Here is an 18,518-nt window from a genome sequence, read left to right as displayed (position 1 = left end):
CCGGCCGTGACGACGACCCTGAGCAAACCTTCTCCGGTGGCCGAGCCCAAGCGCGTGCGGCGCTCGAAGTCCGCGCGCGCCGGCGGCACCATGCACGCGGGCCCGATCGCGTACACGATCCTCGTGGTGTTCTCCATCGGCTCGCTGTTCCCGCTGGTGTGGACGGCGATCGCCGCCTCCCGGAACAACAACCGGCTGGCCGAGACCCCGCCGCCGTTCTGGTTCGGCGGGAACCTCTTCCACAACCTCGACGTGGCCTGGACCGAGGCCAACCTCGGCAAGGCGTTCCTCAACACCACGATCGTGGCCGGGACTTCCGCGGTGACCATCGTCGTGCTGTCGACGATCGCCGGGTTCGCCTTCGCCAAGCTGCGCTTCCGGGGCCGCAACATCCTGATGCTGACCGTGATCGGCACCATGATGGTGCCGCCGCAGCTCAGCATCATCCCGCTCTACATGATGGTCGCCAAGCTGAACTGGGCGGACCAGTTGCAGGCGGTCATCTTCCCGTCCCTGGTGAGCGCGTTCGGCGTGTTCTTCATGCGGCAGTACCTCACCCAGGCGCTGCCGGACGAGTTGATCGAGGCGGCCAGAGTGGACGGCGCCGGCAGCTGGCGGGTGGTGTGGCACGTGGTGTTCCCCGCGGCGCGCCCCGCGATGGCGGTGCTCGGCATGCTGATGTTCGTCCAGGCCTGGAACGACTTCCTGTGGCCGTTCCTGGTCCTGACGCAGACCGGCAACCCGACCGTGCAGGTCGCCCTTGCGGGCCTGGGCCGCGGGTACACCCCCGACCAGTCCCTGATCATGGCGGGCGCGCTGCTGGGCACGCTGCCGCTGCTGCTCGTCTTCGCGATCTTCGGCAAGCAGATCGTGGGCGGCATCATGCAGGGCGCGGTGAAGGGCTGACCGCCCGCGGAACGACGGGGGCCGGGTCACCGCCGCCCCGGCCCCTCCCGTCCTTCCCGCCCCTCCTGCCGCCCCTTCCTCTCCCCTCATCTACCCGTCGGTCTCCACGACCTCCAATGGGAGCGCTTCCATGCCTGAACCCACGACTTCCGTGACCTTTCCTCCCGCTTTCCTCTGGGGCGCCGCGACCTCCGCGTACCAGATCGAGGGGGCGGTGCGGGAGGACGGCCGCACCCCCTCGATCTGGGACACCTTCAGTCATACGCCGGGCAAGACGGCCGGTGGCGAGAACGGTGACATCGCTGTCGACCACTACCACCGCTACCGCGACGACGTGGCGCTGATGGCGGACCTCGGGCTGAACGCCTACCGGTTCTCGGTCTCCTGGTCGCGCGTCCAGCCGACCGGACGCGGCCCGGCCGTCCAGGTCGGCCTGGACTTCTACCGCCGGCTGGTCGACGAACTGCTGGCCAAGGGCATCAAGCCCGCCGTGACCCTCTACCACTGGGATCTGCCGCAGGAGCTGGAGGACGCGGGCGGCTGGCCGGAGCGGGACACGGCGTACCGGTTCGCCGAGTACGCGCAGATCCTCGGCGAGGCGCTCGGCGACCGCGTCGAGCAGTGGATCACCCTCAACGAGCCCTGGTGCAGCGCCTTCCTGGGCTACGGCTCCGGGGTGCACGCCCCCGGCCGTACCGACCCGGCGGCCACCCTGCGCGCCGCGCACCACCTCAACCTCGCGCACGGGCTGGGCACTTCGGCGCTGCGCTCGGCGATGCCGGCCCGCAACCAGATCGCGATCAGCCTCAACTCCTCCGTCGTGCGGCCCCTTTCACAGGACCCGGCCGACCTGGCGGCGGTCCGCACCATCGACGACCTGGCCAACGGCGTCTTCCACGGCCCGATCCTGCACGGCTCGTACCCCCAGTCGCTGTTCGCGGCGACGGCGTCGGTGACCGACTGGTCGTACGTCCAGGACGGCGACCTCGCCACCATCCACCAGCCGCTGGACGCCCTCGGGCTGAACTACTACACGCCCACCCTGGTGTCGGCGGCGTCCGCCACGGTGACCGGCCCGCGGTCGGACGGCCACGGCGCGAGCACCCACTCCCCCTGGCCGGGCGCCGACGACGTCGCCTTCCACCAGACCCCGGGCGAGCGCACCGAGATGGGCTGGACGATCGACCCGACCGGCCTGCACGACCTGATCATGCGGTACACGGCCGAGGCCCCGGGCCTGCCCCTCTACATCACCGAGAACGGCGCGGCCTACGACGACAAGCCCGACCCGGACGGCCGGGTCCACGACCCGGAGCGCATCGCCTATCTGCACGGCCACCTCTCGGCGGTGCGCCGCGCGATCACCGACGGCGCGGACGTGCGGGGCTACTACCTGTGGTCCCTGATGGACAACTTCGAGTGGGCGTACGGCTACGGCAAGAGGTTCGGGGCGGTGTACGTCGACTACGCGACCCTCGCCCGCACCCCGAAGTCGAGCGCCCACTGGTACGCGGAGGCGGCCCGCACGAGCACCCTGCCGCCGGCCCGGCCGGCGGCCTGAGACCGGGGGCGCGGTACAGGGGATACCGCGCCCCCCTCACTTGCGCAGAAGCCGCTTCGCGGGCCTGCCGGGGATCCTGTCAGCCGATCGCCGCGAACGCCTTCGCGAAGGCGTCCTTGTCCTGGGTGATCGAGCTGCAGGTGGCGTCGGCGGTGGGCTTGGCGCCGCCTGCGCACTGCTTGTCGCGGGTGGCGGACCACATCGACAGCCCGCCGAGGCCCTTGGACTTGGCGAAGGCGACGAGCTGGGTGGCGTCGTCCACCTTGAAGACCTCGGTGGAGACGTCGTTGACGCCGATCATCGGGGTGACGGCGACGGCCTTCCAGGCCGCGGAGTCGGAGAGGCCGAGGACGCTCTTGACCTGGGCCTGGGTGGCGGTGGCGGCCTGGGTGGCGTAGGTGCCCATGTCGCCGTTGTACGAGGCGCCGTAGTCCATCGCCATGATGTTGACGGTGCTGATCTTCACGCCGTTGGCCTTGGCGTCGGCGAGCAGGTTCACGCCGTCCTGGGTGAGCCCCTCCGGCATGACCGGGAGGGTGAAGGAGACGTCCAGGTTCGGGTGGCTCGCCTGGAGCTTGGCGATGGCCTTCGCGCGGTTGGTGTTGGCCGTGGCGTTGGGCAGCGCGCCGCCCTCCACGTCGAAGTCGACCTTGGTCAGCTGGTACGCGTCCACGGCCTTGCCGTACGCCGCCGCCAGCGCGTCCGCCGAGGAGCAGGTGGTCGCGAGTTCCGAGCCGGAGGCGCCGCCGAAGGAGACCCGGACGTCACCGCCCTTGGCGCGCAGGGCGCCGATCTGGGACGCCACGCCGTCGCTTGCCAGGTCCGTCACCCCGCCCCACTTGGGCGTGCAGCCGCCGCCGTCGGTGACGAAGGCGAGGTTGTAGTTCTTCACGCCGGTCGCGTCGGCGGCCGCGAGGAGGTCGAACGCCGGGTAGAGGGAGGTGTCGACGTAGGGGGCGAAGCCGGCGGAGGTGGTGGTGCCGGTGCCGCTGCTCTGGGTGGGGGACGCGGTGGGGGTCGCCGTCGCGGTGCGGGTGGGGGTGGCGGAGGCCGTGGCCGTGGCCGTCGGGGTCGGGGTCGGCTGGGTGGACTGGGTCGGGCGGCCGCTGGGCTCCGGGGTCGCCGTGCCGTCCGCCGAACAGCTCGCGTTGTCGATACGGCAACCGGTCGGGTCCCCGCTGCCGTTGACCACGAAGCCGACGGTGACCGACTCGTCGGCCGCGAGGCCGTCCGCGTCCCACTTCGGCGGCTTCACGGTGACGTGCTGACCGCTGACGGTGTACTCGGCGTTCCACAGCGAGCTGAGCTTCGCACCGGCCGGCAGGTCGAACTCCAGCGTCCAGTCCTTCTCCGTGGCACCGCTGTTGTTCGTCACGACGTACTGCGCGGTGTACCCGGTCGACCAGTCGCTGGTCTTGGTGTACGCGGCGCCGACCCCGGCCGCCTGCGCGATACCGGTGAACAGGATCGCCCCGCCACCGACCACGGCCGCCGCGACCAGACCGCCTATCGCCTTGTTCCTGCCACTGATCCTGCGCCGGTGCGTGCTCATGCGCGTGCCTGCCTTCGCCTGCCGAATGGGGGGGTGCGGCAGCACGCTAGCGACCTGGATTCGGACAAACGGCCTGATAGGTACGGGCGTTGCGGATCTTAGGGTGCGCTTAAGGAAGGGATCGGGACCGATTAAAGGTCGAGACCAATTTTCTTGGTCTCCCCACTTCCTCGCCTGCCCGCCTCCCCCGACTGCCTGCGCGAACGGCGCCTGCGCACCGCCCCCCGATGCCCCTTCCGCTCCGGTTTCCCACCGTCCAGCTGGATCCAGATCCGCACCTCGGTCCCGCCGAGCACCGACGAGCCGATCCGTACGTCCCCGCCCGTCGACTCGGCGAGCCGGCGCACGATGTCCAGGCCGAGCCCGGTCGACCCGGCCGCCCCGGAACCCCGCCCCCGGGCCATCGCCGCCTCCGGGTCCCGGATGCCCTGCCCGGCGTCGGAGACCAGCACGATGACCGCGTCGTCCCCGTTGTGCACGTCGACCGCGAAGGCGGTGCCCTCGGCGGTGTGCCGGAACACATTGCCGAGCAGCGCGTCGAGTGCCGCGGCCAGGTCGGCGCGGGCCACCGGTATACGTACCGGCCGGTCCACACCGGCCACCCGCCACTTGCGCCCCTCGTCCTCCGCGAGCGCCGACCAGAACCCCATCCGCTCCCGCACCACCTCGGCCGCGTCGCACCCGGCGCCCGGCCCGGCGGCCGCCGTCTGCGGCTTGGCCTCCCGGGCGGTCCGGATGATGGTGTCGACCTCCCGCTCCAGCTGGGCGACGGCGGCCCGGGTCTGCTCGGCGGCCGGCCCGTCCCCGAGCGAGGCCGCGTTGAGGCGGAGCACGGTGAGCGGGGTGCGCAGCCGGTGCGACAGATCGGCGGCCAGCTCCCTCTCGTTCGCGAGCAGTTGTACGACCTGGTCGGCCATCGAGTTGAACGCGGCCGCCGCCAGCCGCAGTTCGGTCGGCCCTTCCTCGGGCACCCGCGACCCCAGCTTGCCCTCGCCCAGTTCGTGCGCGCCCTCGACCAGCCGCTGGGCGGGCTGCACCATCCGTACGCCCAGCCGGTCGGCGACGGCGACCGAGCCGACGACCAGCGCCAGGCCGACGGCGGCGAGCACCGCCCAGGCCGTGGAGACGCCGTTGGTCACCTCGGACTCGGGCACGTACACCTCGACGACCGCGATGGCACCGGAGCCGAGCGCCACGGGCTGCAACAGGGTGGAGCCGCCCGCCACCCCGGTCGTGGAGGCACGCCCCAGCTTCCGTACGGTCGCGATGTCCCGGTCGGCGGCGCGCTGCCGGCCGATGTCGACGGCGGCGCCGTCTCCGGACGCGGGTATGTGCACGGCCATGCCCCGGTCGGCGCCGGCCGAGGCCACCACCCGCTCCAGCTTGTCCCGGTCGGTGGTGATGGACAGGGCGGGGGCGACGGCGGCCGCCTCCCGCTCGGCGTTGGAGAAGGCACGGTCCCGGGCCATCTCCTTGACCACCAGGCCGAGCGGGACCGCGAAGGCGACCACGACCATCGCGGTGACCGCCAGACAGACCTTGACCAGTGCCCATCTCATCCGACCGGCCTCGCTTCCCCGCCCGGCGGCTCCAGCTTCACACCGACTCCCCGAAGTGTGTGCAGATAACGCGGCCGGGCCGCCGTCTCCCCCAACTTCCTCCGCAGCCACGACAGATGCACGTCGATGGTCTGGTCGTCCCCGTAGGACTGCTGCCAGACCTCCGCCAGCAGCTCCTTGCGCGGTACGACGACCCCGGGCCGCCCGGCCAGAAAGGCCAGCAGATCGAACTCGCGCCGGGTGAGATCCAGCCGCACCCCGTCCAATTCGGCCTGCCGGCGCAGCGGATCGACGGTCAGCCCGCCGACCCGCAGCACACTGGACGGCGCCACCTCGCCCCCGCCCGACCGCGCCCGGCGCAGCACGGCGGACATCCGCGCCGACAGGTGCTCGACGGAGAACGGCTTGGTCAGGTAGTCGTCCGCTCCGGCGTTGAGCAGCCGGACGATCTCCGTCTCGTCGTCCCGGGCGGTGGCGATGATCACCGGCACGTCGGTGATCCCGCGTAGCATCTTCAGGGCCTCGGAGCCGTCCAGGTCCGGCAGTCCGAGGTCCAGGACGACCAAGTCGAAGCGGAAATGGGCGACCTCGCGCAGCGCCTCCAGTGCCGTACCGACGCTGCGCACGGTGTGCGAGGCGTCGGTGAGATGCCGGATGAGCGCCGAGCGTACGAACTGGTCGTCCTCGACCACGAGCACACTTGCCATGCGCCGCACCGTACGCCATGCGGCAGGCGCCGGTCGGAGCCTGTGGATAACTCGGGTCGAGTGCGCACGGCGGTACGCCTGGGGCAGTATGGCCCGCGATGCGCAGAGGACTCGTACACGTACTGGCTTGGCTGCTCGCCACGGGCGCGGCGGTCACGCTGTCGTGGTGGGGTGTCCACACGGTGATGGCGGGCACGGCCTACGACCCGCCGCGCGCCCTGCCCATCACGGCGGCGGACGACGACCCGACGGCGCAGGGTTCCAAGCCGCTGGCGCCGGCCACGTCCCGCCCGCCGAGTCCCTCACCCACCGCTTCTCGCCGCCCGTCGGCGACCCCCGCTCCGACGCCCTCCCGCACCCCGACGGCCACCCCGGCCCCGTCCGCCACCGCGTCCGGCGAGGTCAAGGCCTACGACACGGACGGCGGCCGGGCGGTCTTCGACCTGGGCGACACCAGCGCGACCCTCGTCTCGGCGACACCGGGAACGGGCTGGTCGATGCAGGTCTGGAAGACGGAGTCCTGGATCCGCATCGAGTTCAGCAGGAGCACGGACCGGGTGTCGGTGTTCTGCACATGGCACGACGGCCCACCGCACGTGCAGGTCGAGACCTACTGACAGGCTTCACCGAAACACCGATGGCGGCGGAGCAGGCGAAGCCACGGCCACCGCATCCGTCACGACAACCGCCCCACCGGTGAAGTCCCGCAACTCCCGCCCGTGTTCGACCCGCCCGGGGTGGGAGTCGGAAGCACAGCGCCGGGTCAGTTCCCCGACCGGCAGCGGCACGTCGGCCGCCATCAGCACCGCGTTGCCGAACCGCTTTCCCCGCCACACCCCCGCGTCCGCCACCACCGCGACCTCCGCGAACCGTGCCGCCGCCGTGGCGATCTGCCCCCTCAGGTGCGCGAGCGGCGGCCCGTCCGCGAGGTTCGCCGCGTAGGCACCCTCCGGCCGCAGGACTCTCCGGACCTCGTCGAGGAACTCCGTGGACGTCAGGTGCGCCGGGGTGCGCGCCCCGCTGAACACATCCGCTATGACCAGGTCCGCCCACCCCTCGGGCACCTTGCCCAGCCCCTCCCGGGCGTCCACGGAGCGCACCCGTATCCGCGCGTTCGGATCCAACGGCAGCTCCCGCCGGACCAGTTGGACGAGGGCCGCGTCCCGTTCGACGATCTGCTGCGTGGACCGGGGCCGGGTCGCCGCGACATACCGCGCCAGCGTGAACGCCCCGCCCCCGAGGTGCACCACCTGCACCGGTCTGCCCGGCGGCGCGACCAGGTCGATCACATGGCCGAGGCGGCGCTGGTACTCGAAGGAGAGGTACCCCGGGTCGTCGAGGTCGACGTGCGACTGGGGGGCGCCGTCGATGAGCAGGGTCCAGGCCCGGCCGCGCTCGGGGTCGGGTATGAGCTGGGCGAGGCCGCCGTCGACCGGTTCGACGACGGCCTCGGCGGCGGCAGCCGACCGGCGCCGTGAATTCCTGGACTTGCCCATTCCGCCATTTTCGCAGGCCGCGGCCGTACCCGAAATTCAGCAGCAGCTGTCCGCCACTTCGATCAGCCGGGCCGCCTCCCCGAGCGCCCGGCGCAGCACCGCCGGATCCGTCGCGAGGTCGGCCTCGCCGGGCGGCAGCAGCCAGTCGGAGCCCTCGACCGGCGGCTCGGGGTTGAGCCGCAGGCCGCGCCCGTCGGTCCCGGTGCACGTGCTGCCGGGGACGTCCCAGCCCGCCGCCGTACCGGCCGGCACCACGAAGCCGAGGGTGTCGCCCCCGTCGTGGTGGAGTACCGGCCCCACCGCGTCCCCGGCCCCCCGGCGCAGGATGTCGACCGCCTCCAGGCCCTGCCGGGCCGGCACCGTCACGAGGTCGCACCCCGCATCGTCTGCCGTCGAAGTCCTCGACGGCGTACAAGGATCGTTGCTCTGGCTGGTCTCCATCCCGGCCTCCACCGCGCAGCCCTCTTGCAGTCCATGACGTCCAACGCGCCACCGCGTCAACGGCTACGGCGGAAGTCAGCCGCAAAGGATGGCAGTTCATGGCAGATCGTGCATGAGATATCCGGTTTGTAGCTAAACCCAGCGTCACGGGTCCGACACAGCAGGTACGTTCTTGCCCGCCGGAATCAAGGGTCCACTCGGACAACTCAGCATGAGTCCGGCATGGTTCGACGGTTCGCACGAGAGGACCCGGCCATGACGTCGTCAACCACGACCTCGTCGCAGCCCGATCGGCCGGTACGGCCGAACCTCGCCTTCCGGCAGCTGCGCGGTCGGCACTCGCCGGCCGAGTTCGCCGCGCTGGTCCGGCGTGCCGCCCGCGAGATCGGCGAGCGGGTGAGCTGTGACGCGCGCTACATCGGCCGGGTCGAGGCAGGTGAGATCCGCTGCCCGAACTATGCGTACGAACGGGTGTTCCTGCACATGTTCCCCGGTCGCACGCTCGCCGACCTCGGCTTCGCGCCCCGCTCGTCCGTCCGCGGACGCGGGGCACGGCAGCCCGGGGACACACCGCTCGCACTCGTGAGAGGTGAGACGCAAGAGGCCATCGAGCCGTATGACCCGAAGGACGGATTTCAGCCGCAGGACAGGTTTCAACCGCAGGACACGCATCACCCGCAGGACACGTACGAGACGCACGACAACTACGAGGAGAGCGACGTGCTGCGTCGCCTATTCATGACCGGCGGAGGCGCCACCGTGGCCGCCGCCACGCTGGGCCCGCTGGGGTCCACCATCGACGCCGTGGCGGCGAACCGGCCGGTACACCGTGCCGGGTCCTCGCACGCGGCCGCCCTGGAGGAGGCCGTACGCCGGATCCGGTTGCTCGACGACCGGCACGGCGCGGACGGACTGTACCGGCGCGCGGCGGCTCCGCTGCGCGCGGCGTACGCGCTGCTGGACGCCGGCGCGACTCGGCAGACGACCGCCGACCGCCTGCACTCGGGCGCCGGTGAACTGGCCATCTCGGTGGGCTGGCTGGCCCATGACTCCGGCCGCTTCGACGACGCCCGCTCGCACTACGCGGAGGCGCTGGCGACGGCGCGGATGACCGGAGACCCGGGGCTGGAGGCGCACGCCTTCTGCAACACGGCGTTCCTGGCGCGGGACGCGGGGCGGCCGCGGGAAGCGGTGCGCGCGGCACAGGCCGCGCAGCGGGTCGGCCGGCCGCTGGGCTCGGCCCGCCTGATGTCCCTGCTGGCGCTGCGCGAGGCGGGCGGCTGGGCCGGGCTCGCCGACCGCACCGGCTGCGAGCAGGCCCTGGTCCGGGCGCAGGCCCTCTTCGAGCGAGGCCACTCGGACGCCGACCCCGAGTGGATGAGCTTCTACGGAGAGGCCGAGCTGGAGGGCCTGGAGGCGCAGTGCTGGTCCACGCTGGGCGACTGGCGGCGGGCCTCGCGGCATGCGCGCAGGGCCGCCGAGCTGCAGGATCCGCACTTCACCAGGAACATCGCGCTGTACACGGCGGAACTCGCGGACGACCTCGCCCGTGGGGGGCGTCCCGACGAGGCGGCGAGGGCGGGGCTGCGGGTGCTGGACCTGCTGGGCCAGGTCCAGTCGTCACGGATCCAGGGGATGCTGGCGGGTACGGCGCGGGTGCTGCTGCCGCATCGGCGGGCGAGCGGGGTCCAGGAGTTCCTGGACCGGCACGCGTCGACTCCTCGGGTTGTGTAGGGCCGGCGGGGGTCGACAGGTGATTGTGCGGCTGCGGGTGCGTGGGGGCTGGTCGCGCCCACCCGGCGGTAGCCGCACATCGATACAGCCCGGCGCCCCTGAAGGGGCGCTGTGGCCGCGGGCGTCCGGTCAGCCGGCCAAGTGCCCCAAGTCGTTCCAGCTCTCGATCGCGGGCTCGCCGTAAGCCCATCCGAGCACCGACAGCGATGTCGGGTTCAGGCGGATCCGTGCCGCGAAGTCCAGCGGCAGGCCCAGCCACCGCGCCCCGATCGACCGCAGTATGTGACCGTGGGCGAACACCAGTACGTCCCGATCGGCCGAGCGCGCCCAGGCGACGGTCTCGTCCGCCCGCGCGGTCACCTCCGCCAGGGACTCGCCCCCGGGGACGCCGTCCCGCCAGATCAGCCAGCCCGGCCGGGCCGCCTGGATCTCCGCCGGGGTCAGGCCCTCGTACGCCCCGTAGTCCCACTCCATGAGCGTGTCCCACCGCTCGGCCCGCTCGCCGAACCCGGCGAGTTCGCACGTCTCACGCGCGCGTGCCAGCGGGCTGGTGCGTATCTCGGCGCCCGCGAGACCGTCGTACGGCGGCCGGTGCAGGCGCTCGCCCAGCAGCTTGGCCCCCTGCCGGCCCTCCTCCAGGAGCGGTACGTCGGTCCTGCCGGTGTGCTTGCCGGACAGCGACCACTCCGTCTGTCCGTGCCGGGCCAGCAGGATGCGCGGTGCCATGGAGGACAAACCCTTCGGGAGAAATTCGGAAGCGGGACACCTCCATCATCACCCACCCTGGGAACGCGCCGGGAACGGGCAACCCGGCGGGCGGTCTCCGCGTCTTTGAGGGCTGAGCGCCCCGCATGGGCGGGAATGCGCGCAACGTAAAGTGTCACGGTCGGCCCGCCGGGTGCCGCGCGGACAGGGACGAGAAGGGGGAGGCAGTCGGATGCCGCAGACCGAGAAAACGGGCACCGAGGTGACTGCGCCGACCCGACTCCGCTGGTGGACCGAGTTGCCGCTGATCCTGCTGGTGTACGGCTGCTACACGGCCGGCCGCCTGCTCGCGCGCGGCGACACCTCGACCGCCGTCGACCACGGCCTGGCGATCCTGCGCGTCGAGAAGGCCCTGCACCTCAACGCCGAGCACCCGCTCAACCGCCTGTTCACGCGGGAGGCATGGCTCGGCATACCCGCGGACTTCTGGTACGCCTCACTGCACTACCTGATCACCCCGGTGATCCTGGTCTTCCTGTTCCGCAAGCGCGCCGAGATCTACCGGCGGGCCCGCACCTGGCTGATGACGTCCACGTTCATCGGTCTGATCGGCTTCACCCTGCTGCCCACCTGCCCGCCCCGGCTGCTGGACGTGAAGCACGGCTTCGTGGACACGATGGCGCAGTACAGCTCGTACGGCTGGTGGGGCGGCGACGCCAGCGCCCCGCGCGGTCTGGGCGGGATGACCAACCAGTACGCGGCGATGCCGAGCCTGCACTGCGGCTGGGCGCTGTGGTGCGGGGTCATGCTGTGGCGGTACGGCGGCAACCGCCTGACCAAGGTGCTCGGCGTGGCCTACCCGCTGCTGACCGCGATCGTGGTCATGGGCACCGCCAACCACTACTTCCTGGACGCGGTCGCGGGCGTGTTCGTGATGGGCGTCGGCTACCTGATCGCGCCGTACGTGATGCGGGCGGCGGACTTCGTCCGGGTCCGGGTGACCCAGGGCACCTCACTGGTCGCAGCCCGCTCCGGCGACACGGTTTCCCCGATTGTCAGTGGCGGATGCCAGACTTCGGCGGGTGAGCGCATCCCATCGCAGCGCGAGTCCCGGCTCGCCTCCGGAGCCGAACCGGACGCCGCCCCCACCGACGCGGGGGACGGCGCTCCGGCACCAGCTCGCTGAGCTGCGCGGCCCCGACGTCCCCGCCAAGGCCCTCGACGCGCGCGCCCTCGCGGCGCTCGCCGCGAACCCGGGGTGCCGGCGGCGGGCGATCCTGGACGGCGCCGGGGTGGACAAGACCGCGCTGGCGAGCGCCCTCGGCGCACCGTCGGCCTTCGGCCAGTCCCAGTTCGCGCTGACCCGGGGCAACGCCTTCGAGGCCAGGGTGAAGGCGGACGGCGGGGCGGAGTTGTTGCGGCTGGTGCGCAAGCACCTCGATCCGGGCGCCGAGCCGGCCGAGCGGGCCGCCGTGCCCGACCTGACCGCGATCGGCCCGGAGGGGCGTACGGCCCGTACGGCGCTGGCGCTGCGCGAGGCGGGCGAGGCGGGCGGCTGGGTTCTCCTCGACCACCCGATGCTGGCCCTCCAGGTGGCCGGTTCCCCGGCGTTCCTGGAGCCGGACGCGGTGGTCGTGCACCCCGACGGCAGCTGGACGGTCGTGGAGATCAAGTCCTTCCCCATGCTGGACGGTTCGGCGGACCCGGCGAAGGTGGGGGCGGCGGCCCGGCAGGCGGCGGTGTACGTGCTGGCCCTCGAGGAGGTCGCGGCCCGCCTCGACCCCGCCCCGCGGGTCCGGCACGACGTGCTGCTGGTCTGCCCCAAGGACTTCTCCAACCTGCCCACCGCCGCCGCCGTCGACGTCCGCAAGCAGCGCGCGGTCACCGCCCGCCAGCTGGCCCGGCTCACCCGCATCCAGGACATCGCCGACACCCTCCCCGAGGGCACCTGCTTCGCGCCCGGCCTGCCCGCCGAGCAGCTGACGGCGGCCGTCGAGGCGGTCCCGGCGGCCTACGCGCCCGAGTGCCTGTCCGCCTGCGAACTGGCCTTCCACTGCCGGCAGCGCTCCCGCGCCGCCGACGAGGTCACCACGCTCGGCCGTGCGGTCCGGGCCGAGCTGGGCGGGCTGAGCACCGTCGAGGACGTCCTGTCGGCGGCGCGCGGCGACAGCGGTGACGCGGACGACCCGGCGGTGGCGGCCCTGCGCAGGGCGGCCGCCCTGCGCGCCGAAGCGCTGAGCACCCAGGGGGCCAGGTGTCCCTGATCACCACCCTCGCCCGGCTCGAAGCCGTCAGCACGGGCACCGCCCAGCCCGCCGCGACCGTCCGCCACCGGCACCTGTCCGAGCGCCCCCTCGTCTTCGTGCCGCTCACCACCTCGGGTGAGGCGGGTGCGCCCCTCGGCGCCCTGGTCGGCACCGACCGGGACGCCCCGCGCCTGCTGGTCGTACCGCAGCCACGCGACCGTGACCTGCGGTTCGCGTTCCTCGCCGAGCTCGCCGACGTCGTCCTGCCGTACCTGGAGTCCTACGCCGGCTCGGTCGAGGCCGCCGAGCGCACCGAGACCGACCCGGAGACCGGCAAGCGGGTCAAGGTCGAGGTGGAACTGTGCGCGGACGCGCCCCAGTTGATCGTCCCGGGCCGCGCGGGCATCGAGTACGTACGGCTGCTGGGGCGGTCGACGCGTTTCAGGCGTACGGCGGAGCAGGACCCGGAGGCGCCCTACCCGGCCCCGCCCCGGGTGCCGCTGCTCGGCCGCTGGCTCACCCACTTCGGCGAGCGCGCCCGCGTCCCCGGCTCCTCCCTCCTCCTCGCCATGACGGACCTGCTCTCCCGGCACTGGGCGACCGGGCAGTCCGGCGTCGAGGACCAGCACCTGGGCGCACTGCTGGCCTGGATCGACCCGCCGCAGGGCGGCACGGGCGCGGAAGCGGCGCGCGTGGCCGAGCTGGCCCGGGACGGCGACGGCCAGTTGCTGTGCCCGCCGGCCGGCCCGGCCACCGACCCGGCGTTCGACAACAAGCTGCTGGCCCCCGCCTTCGAGCGGTACGACCGCGCCCGTACCGCCCTGGCCGGCGCCGAGGACGGCCTCCAGGCCGACGCCCGGCTGGCGATCCTCACCGCCGCCGAGCAGGAGATCCGCGACCTCGTCGCGAGCCGGACCCGGCCCACCTGGGACGCGGTCTGGCGCGGCCTTGACCTGCTGCACCGGCTGCCGGAGGGCGCCCGGGTCGAGGAGCGGTGGACCCGCGACCGCTGGTCGTTCACCGGCCACCGGGACCGGGTGCTGGCCGGCGAGCCCCCGCAGCCGCGCCGCGACGACGCGGTCACCGCCGCCAACAAGCTGGCCACCCGCGAGCGCGAACAGGCCCGGCTGGACGCCCAGGAGGCGCTGGACGACCCGCTGGTGATGGCGGGGCGGCGGCTGACCGGGGAGGCGTTCGCGGGCGAGGTCCTCGATGTCGTCATGGCGTACAGCGAGGGCAAGCGGCCCAGCCCGCGCCCGCTGGTGACCCTGCGCACGGAGGACCGGCCGCATCTCGGGGAGCGCGCGAAGGCGTACCGCTCGCTGGGCGGCAAGCCGCAGTCCATGGAGTTCGTCGGGTACGAGGCCGAGGGGGTCCTGGTGCTCCGGGTCCTGGACAAGATGGGCCGGGGCAAGGAGCCGGAGGTCGGGTCGGTCCCGGAGAAGGGCGACCTGCTCACCTTCACCCTGTTCGAACACGAGCAGCGCGGCGGGGCGAAGCTGCCCGACCCGGAGGCGACCCCGTGGACCCACGGCGGCCCGCCGGGCGAGGCCGCCTCGGAGGCGGCCGATACGGTGACCGAGGAGGACGTGCTGTGACCGCCGACGTCGATCTCGACCCGGGTGCGGCCGCCACCCGCGCCACCGACGCGATCCTCCACGACACCCTGCACGGCACCGACCGGGGCGTGGTCGTGGACTCCCCGCCGGGCGCCGGCAAGTCCACGCTGGTGGTCCGCGCGGCCCTCGAACTCGCCGCCGCGGGCCGCCCCCTGATGGTGGTGGCGCAGACGAACGCGCAGGTCGACGACCTGGTCCTCAGGCTCGCCGAGAAGAACCCGGAGCTGCCCGTCGGCCGGCTGCACAGCAGTGACGCCGACCCGTACGACAAGGCGCTGGACGACCTGCCGAACGTCCGCAAGTCGGCGAAGGCGGCCGACCTCAGGGAGGCGCCGGTGGTGCTGTCCACCGCCGCGAAGTGGGCGCATGTCGCGGTGGACGAGCCCTGGCGGCACGCGATCGTCGACGAGGCGTACCAGATGCGCTCGGACTCGCTGCTCGCCGTGGCCGGGCTGTTCGAACGGGCGCTGTTCGTGGGCGACCCCGGCCAGCTGGACCCGTTCGCGACGGTGGGCAGCGAGCAGTGGGCCGGCCTGTCGTACGACCCCTCGGCCTCGGCCGTCTCCACCCTCCTCGCCCACAACCCGGGCCTCCCGCAGCATCGCCTCCCGGTCTCCTGGCGCCTCCCCGCCTCCGCCGCCCCGCTCGTCTCCGGCGCGTTCTACCCGTACACCCCGTTCCGCAGCGGCACCGACCACGGCGACCGCCGGCTGGCCTTCGCCGTCGCCTCCGACGGCTCCGGGCCCGACCGGGTGATCGACGAGGCGGCGGAGTCCGGCTGGGGCCTGCTGGAGTTGCCCGCCCGGCACACCCCACGCACCGACCCGGAGGCGGTCCGGGCGGTGGCGACGGTGGTACGACGACTCCTCGACCGGGGCGGAGCGGCACTCTCCGAACGCTCGCCCGATCCGTCGCCCCTCACCGCCGACCGGATCGCCGTCGGCACGGCCCACCGGGACCAGGCGGCGGCGGTCCGCGCGGCCCTGGCGGAGCTGGGCGTGACGGACATCACCGTCGACACCGCGAATCGCCTCCAGGGCCGCGAGTACGACGTGACGGTCGTCCTCCACCCGCTCTCCGGCCGCCCCGACGCCACCGCCTTCCACCTGGAGACGGGCCGCCTGTGCGTCCTCGCCTCCCGGCACCGCCAGGCCTGCATCGTGATCTGCCGCGCCGGCGTGACCGACCTCCTGGACGACTACCCGTCGACAGAACCGGTCCAGCTGGGAACACTCGTGAAGTTCCCGGACGGCTGGGAGGCCAACCACGCGGTCCTGGCCCACCTCGCCGAACACCGAGTGACCTGGCGCCCCTGACAAAGGTGCCGCCCACCACCCCGCCCACCACCCCGCCCGCCGGACGGTCCGGCGCCGGGCGGTTTCGCCCACCCGGCTGAGCGGAGAGTCAGCCGGCGGCCTTGGGGTGGGCTTGCGCGGGCGCGAGAGAATGGACGGTGGCCATCGAGCCGTAGGCACCGAACCGTACGAGGAGGACCAGACATGGCGGAGCCCACGCCGCGTCGGAACGAACCGCGGCTACGCCCCGCGCACCTGCTCTTCGAGCCGGTCGCAGCGGTCGCCGACCCGGAGCACTTCTTCGGCCTGGAGTCGATGGACGACCCCGGAGCGCTGCTGGCGCGCGCGACCGAGCTGACCCAGGCGTTCCGCGTGGCCACCGACCGGGCGGTGGAGTTCCAGGCCATGGCCGCCGCCCAGCTCGCCGACCCGCGCCGCTTCGACCGTCTGACCCCGGCCGACATCGCCGCGCGGGCCGAGTGGACCGAGGACTACGCGAAGAAGATGGTCGAGTTCGGCCGGGACCTGCTGAAGGGCAGCGAGGACGCGGAGCCGGCAGAGCCCCTCTAGCGGTCCACGCGGAGCGAGGCACCGCACGCGGCATATGCCAGGCGGGTGCCAGGCGGGCAAGATACCCCCTCCGGTCCGCCCCGTCCCGGTTTTCCGCAACTCACGGCGAGCACAGTCTCACGATGGGTATCAATTCCCTATGAGCAGCACACCGTACGAGACGCCCCTCCACGGCCCCGGCGACCGCTCCGACGCCGCCGGGGTCACCCCCGACGGAGCCGCCTGGCTCGCCTCCGCAGGAACGTATCCGCGGAGCACGCTCGCCTTCTGGGAGGAGCGGCCGGACGCCCCGGTCGTACTGCCCTGCGGCTCGGTGTTCGACGTGGTGAACACCCCGGCGGTGTTCGGCCGCCGCATGCTGGACCGGCTGTGGGACGAGGGGCCGGGCTCCGGGCCGGTCGCGATGTTCCGGGGCCGGATGCTCCTGTTCGCCGCCCCCGGCACCGCCGCCCGGCTGCCGTCGCTGCTGGGCTGGGAGGAGTGGGGCGGCCGCGGCCAGGCCGTACCGCCGCTGCTGTGCCACGGCACCGGCGACGCGGTGACCGTCCCGGCGCTGCACGGCGACCGGTCCGCCGCCCCGGCCGGCACACGCTGGCTGGTCGCCCCGGACACCCGGCACCCCTGGCTCCCCGGACCGGAAATCCTGCTCTGGGCCGCGGTACGGGCCGCCCGCTCGGCCGTGCGGATATCGATTTTTCCTCCCGCCGATCAGGATGCTAAGGTCTACGACGTCAGCAGGCGCCGCTAGCTCAGTTGGTTAGAGCAGCTGACTCTTAATCAGCGGGTCCGGGGTTCGAGTCCCTGGCGGCGCACGCGAAGTAGGCGAAAGGCCAAGCTCCTGTGAGCTTGGCCTTTCGTGTTTTCGAACCTGTCACCCTTCCGGCCCCGTCGCCCGTGTGTCAGTCCAGCTCCTTCGGCGTGATCTTCACATTCCACGCGCCGGACGCCGTCCGCCCCTCCACCTCGACCCGCACGCCGTCCCTCGGGACGGTGAAGCTCTCGCCGAGGGCGACCGGGGCGTCGGCCAGCGGCGGGTAGACGGAGTTCTCCCAGCAGGCCTCCGTGCGCGGATGGGCGTCGATCACCTCGATCGGGCCGCCGCCGGAGGCCGTCTCGTCGCGGACCCGGTAGACGAGGATGCCCTCCCGGCAGGCCGCGCTGTCGTTGCCGGACGCCCCTCGCGCCTCGAAGGCCAGCACGGTGTCGGGCCCGGTGCGCACCACCGCCAGTTTGGTGCCGTCGCCGAGCCCGAAGGCCGGCGCGCCCGCGGCGCCCTGCGCCGGCACCCCGGGTCCGGCGGACAGCGGCTCCAGGGTCAGCCGGGTCGGCGTGGCCCCCCGTACGCACACCACCTGGCGCGGATCCAGCCATCCGAGTTTCCACTTGTGCCAGGCGAAGAGGTCCGGGGCCAGCCCGAACTGGCTGCCCATCAGATCCCAGTCGCCGACATAGGTGTCCCAGTCGCCCTTGCCGTCCACCGGGCGGTGGTAGAGGTCGGGGAGGTCGAAGACATGCCCGGTCTCATGGGCGAGAACCAGCCGGTCCGGCGGATGCTTCTCGAAGACGGTGACGACCCGGCGGACGTCCGTGCCGTCGACGTGCACCGGGACGTCCAGGTTGACCACCTTCGTGGCGTCGGAGTCGACGCCGGGCGCGTCCGGGTCGGCCACGAAGTACACGACGTCGTAGCGCGAGAAGTCGACCTCGGGATCGGCCGCCGCGAACGCGTCCCGCAGGTAGGCGGCCCGCAGCACCAGGCTCCAGTCGCGCTTCATGCCGTAGGCGACCGAGGGCCTGGGCATCCGCAGCCAGTGCGTCAGCGGGTGTGGCCGGATGGTGAACTTCCCGTAGGAGGCCTGCTCGTAGTAGCGGCTGGTGGCCGGGAAGTGGTCGGCGACCAGCTCCGCGGGGGTGGTGCGCGGGGGCGCGTCCGGGAAGGAGAGGAAGACCATCACGGCCGAGAGCGGTTGGGTGGGGCGGCTGTAGTCGGCGTTCCAGGTGTCGACGCCCTCGGAGTGGTGCGCGTCGGTGCGGTGCAGGGCACAGGGGGCCGTGGAGAACGGCTCGGCGGCCGACGGTCCGGTCAGGATCGTCGTTGCGACGAGCGCCGACATCGTGGTGAACACG

The 18,518-nt window shown here is 72.9% G+C and carries 17 protein-coding genes and 1 tRNA gene; 11 read left to right on the top strand and 7 right to left on the bottom strand.

Annotation, left to right across the window (positions count from 1 at the left end):
• Positions 1 to 6 precede the first annotated feature (6 nt).
• Both ABZ642_RS32955 and ABZ642_RS32950 read left to right on the top strand, forming a co-directional pair.
• Entirely contained in the window at positions 7 to 906 is a 900-nt protein-coding gene (locus ABZ642_RS32955) for a carbohydrate ABC transporter permease (RefSeq protein WP_360490568.1), read from the top strand.
• Between the two features lie 130 nt (positions 907 to 1,036).
• On the top strand, positions 1,037 to 2,467 hold the full coding sequence (locus ABZ642_RS32950; RefSeq protein ID WP_360490565.1) for a GH1 family beta-glucosidase: 1,431 nt from the start codon (positions 1,037 to 1,039) through the stop codon (positions 2,465 to 2,467).
• 79 nt (positions 2,468 to 2,546) lie between these two features.
• Here ABZ642_RS32950 and ABZ642_RS32945 read toward each other — a convergent pair whose 3' ends face one another.
• The 3 genes from ABZ642_RS32945 to ABZ642_RS32935 all read right to left on the bottom strand — a co-directional run bounded on the left by ABZ642_RS32945 (position 2,547) and on the right by ABZ642_RS32935 (position 6,285).
• Positions 2,547 to 4,019: a cellulose binding domain-containing protein gene (locus ABZ642_RS32945; RefSeq protein ID WP_360490562.1), complete on the bottom strand. Its 1,473-nt coding sequence runs from the start codon at positions 4,017 to 4,019 to the stop codon at positions 2,547 to 2,549.
• A gap of 131 nt (positions 4,020 to 4,150) precedes the next feature.
• On the bottom strand, positions 4,151 to 5,578 hold the full coding sequence (locus tag ABZ642_RS32940) for a HAMP domain-containing sensor histidine kinase (RefSeq protein WP_360490559.1): 1,428 nt from the start codon (positions 5,576 to 5,578) through the stop codon (positions 4,151 to 4,153).
• Positions 5,575 to 6,285 (bottom strand): response regulator transcription factor, encoded by a 711-nt coding sequence (locus tag ABZ642_RS32935; RefSeq protein ID WP_360490556.1) that lies wholly within the window; start codon positions 6,283 to 6,285, stop codon positions 5,575 to 5,577. Before ABZ642_RS32935 ends, ABZ642_RS32940 begins: the two co-directional genes overlap by 4 nt.
• Before the next feature lie 98 nt (positions 6,286 to 6,383).
• Between ABZ642_RS32935 and ABZ642_RS32930 the strand changes: the two genes are divergently transcribed.
• Entirely contained in the window at positions 6,384 to 6,902 is a 519-nt protein-coding gene (locus ABZ642_RS32930; protein ID WP_360490553.1) for a hypothetical protein, read from the top strand.
• A gap of 6 nt (positions 6,903 to 6,908) precedes the next feature.
• Here ABZ642_RS32930 and ABZ642_RS32925 read toward each other — a convergent pair whose 3' ends face one another.
• Positions 6,909 to 7,781, bottom strand: a complete 873-nt coding sequence (locus ABZ642_RS32925) for a fused MFS/spermidine synthase (RefSeq protein ID WP_360490550.1) — start codon at positions 7,779 to 7,781, stop codon at positions 6,909 to 6,911.
• Positions 7,782 to 7,817: 36 nt separating this feature from the next.
• Positions 7,818 to 8,222 (bottom strand): hypothetical protein, encoded by a 405-nt coding sequence (locus tag ABZ642_RS32920; protein ID WP_360490547.1) that lies wholly within the window; start codon positions 8,220 to 8,222, stop codon positions 7,818 to 7,820.
• 255 nt (positions 8,223 to 8,477) lie between these two features.
• On the opposite strand from ABZ642_RS32920, the gene ABZ642_RS32915 reads away from it, so the two are divergent.
• A complete protein-coding gene (locus tag ABZ642_RS32915; protein ID WP_360490544.1) occupies positions 8,478 to 9,956 on the top strand; it encodes a hypothetical protein in 1,479 nt (492 codons plus the stop codon).
• Between the two features lie 129 nt (positions 9,957 to 10,085).
• Here ABZ642_RS32915 and ABZ642_RS32910 read toward each other — a convergent pair whose 3' ends face one another.
• The gene (locus tag ABZ642_RS32910; protein ID WP_360490541.1) at positions 10,086 to 10,682 is read right to left on the bottom strand and encodes a histidine phosphatase family protein; all 597 of its coding nucleotides are present in this window, start codon (positions 10,680 to 10,682) and stop codon (positions 10,086 to 10,088) included.
• Positions 10,683 to 10,893: 211 nt separating this feature from the next.
• Between ABZ642_RS32910 and ABZ642_RS32905 the strand changes: the two genes are divergently transcribed.
• From ABZ642_RS32905 to ABZ642_RS32875, 7 genes are all read left to right on the top strand, one after another.
• A complete protein-coding gene (locus tag ABZ642_RS32905; RefSeq protein WP_360490538.1) occupies positions 10,894 to 11,847 on the top strand; it encodes a phosphatase PAP2 family protein in 954 nt (317 codons plus the stop codon).
• Positions 11,744 to 12,925 (top strand): hypothetical protein, encoded by a 1,182-nt coding sequence (locus ABZ642_RS32900; RefSeq protein ID WP_360490535.1) that lies wholly within the window; start codon positions 11,744 to 11,746, stop codon positions 12,923 to 12,925. The genes ABZ642_RS32905 and ABZ642_RS32900 overlap by 104 nt, the downstream gene beginning before the upstream one ends.
• The gene (locus ABZ642_RS32895; RefSeq protein WP_360490532.1) at positions 12,916 to 14,505 is read left to right on the top strand and encodes a hypothetical protein; all 1,590 of its coding nucleotides are present in this window, start codon (positions 12,916 to 12,918) and stop codon (positions 14,503 to 14,505) included. Before ABZ642_RS32900 ends, ABZ642_RS32895 begins: the two co-directional genes overlap by 10 nt.
• Positions 14,502 to 15,842, top strand: coding sequence for an AAA domain-containing protein (locus tag ABZ642_RS32890; RefSeq protein ID WP_360490529.1), 1,341 nt, complete (start codon positions 14,502 to 14,504; stop codon positions 15,840 to 15,842). The genes ABZ642_RS32895 and ABZ642_RS32890 overlap by 4 nt, the downstream gene beginning before the upstream one ends.
• Before the next feature lie 183 nt (positions 15,843 to 16,025).
• Positions 16,026 to 16,391 carry a hypothetical protein gene (locus ABZ642_RS32885; RefSeq protein ID WP_360490526.1) on the top strand — a complete coding sequence of 122 codons (366 nt, stop codon included), beginning with the start codon at positions 16,026 to 16,028 and terminating at the stop codon, positions 16,389 to 16,391.
• Positions 16,392 to 16,530: 139 nt separating this feature from the next.
• A complete protein-coding gene (locus ABZ642_RS32880; RefSeq protein ID WP_360490523.1) occupies positions 16,531 to 17,139 on the top strand; it encodes a bifunctional DNA primase/polymerase in 609 nt (202 codons plus the stop codon).
• A tRNA-Lys gene (locus tag ABZ642_RS32875) sits at positions 17,130 to 17,203 on the top strand. Before ABZ642_RS32880 ends, ABZ642_RS32875 begins: the two co-directional genes overlap by 10 nt.
• Before the next feature lie 87 nt (positions 17,204 to 17,290).
• On the opposite strand, the gene ABZ642_RS32870 is transcribed toward ABZ642_RS32875, so the two are convergent.
• Positions 17,291 to 18,505, bottom strand: a complete 1,215-nt coding sequence (locus ABZ642_RS32870; protein ID WP_360490839.1) for a M6 family metalloprotease domain-containing protein — start codon at positions 18,503 to 18,505, stop codon at positions 17,291 to 17,293.
• Positions 18,506 to 18,518: the final 13 nt, after the last annotated feature.

The organism is Streptomyces sp. NPDC007157, assembly GCF_040634235.1.
Lineage (GTDB): Bacteria > Actinomycetota > Actinomycetes > Streptomycetales > Streptomycetaceae > Streptomyces.
The sequence above is the reverse complement of the archived record's forward strand: the minus strand, read 5'-3'. Positions and strand labels throughout refer to the sequence as shown.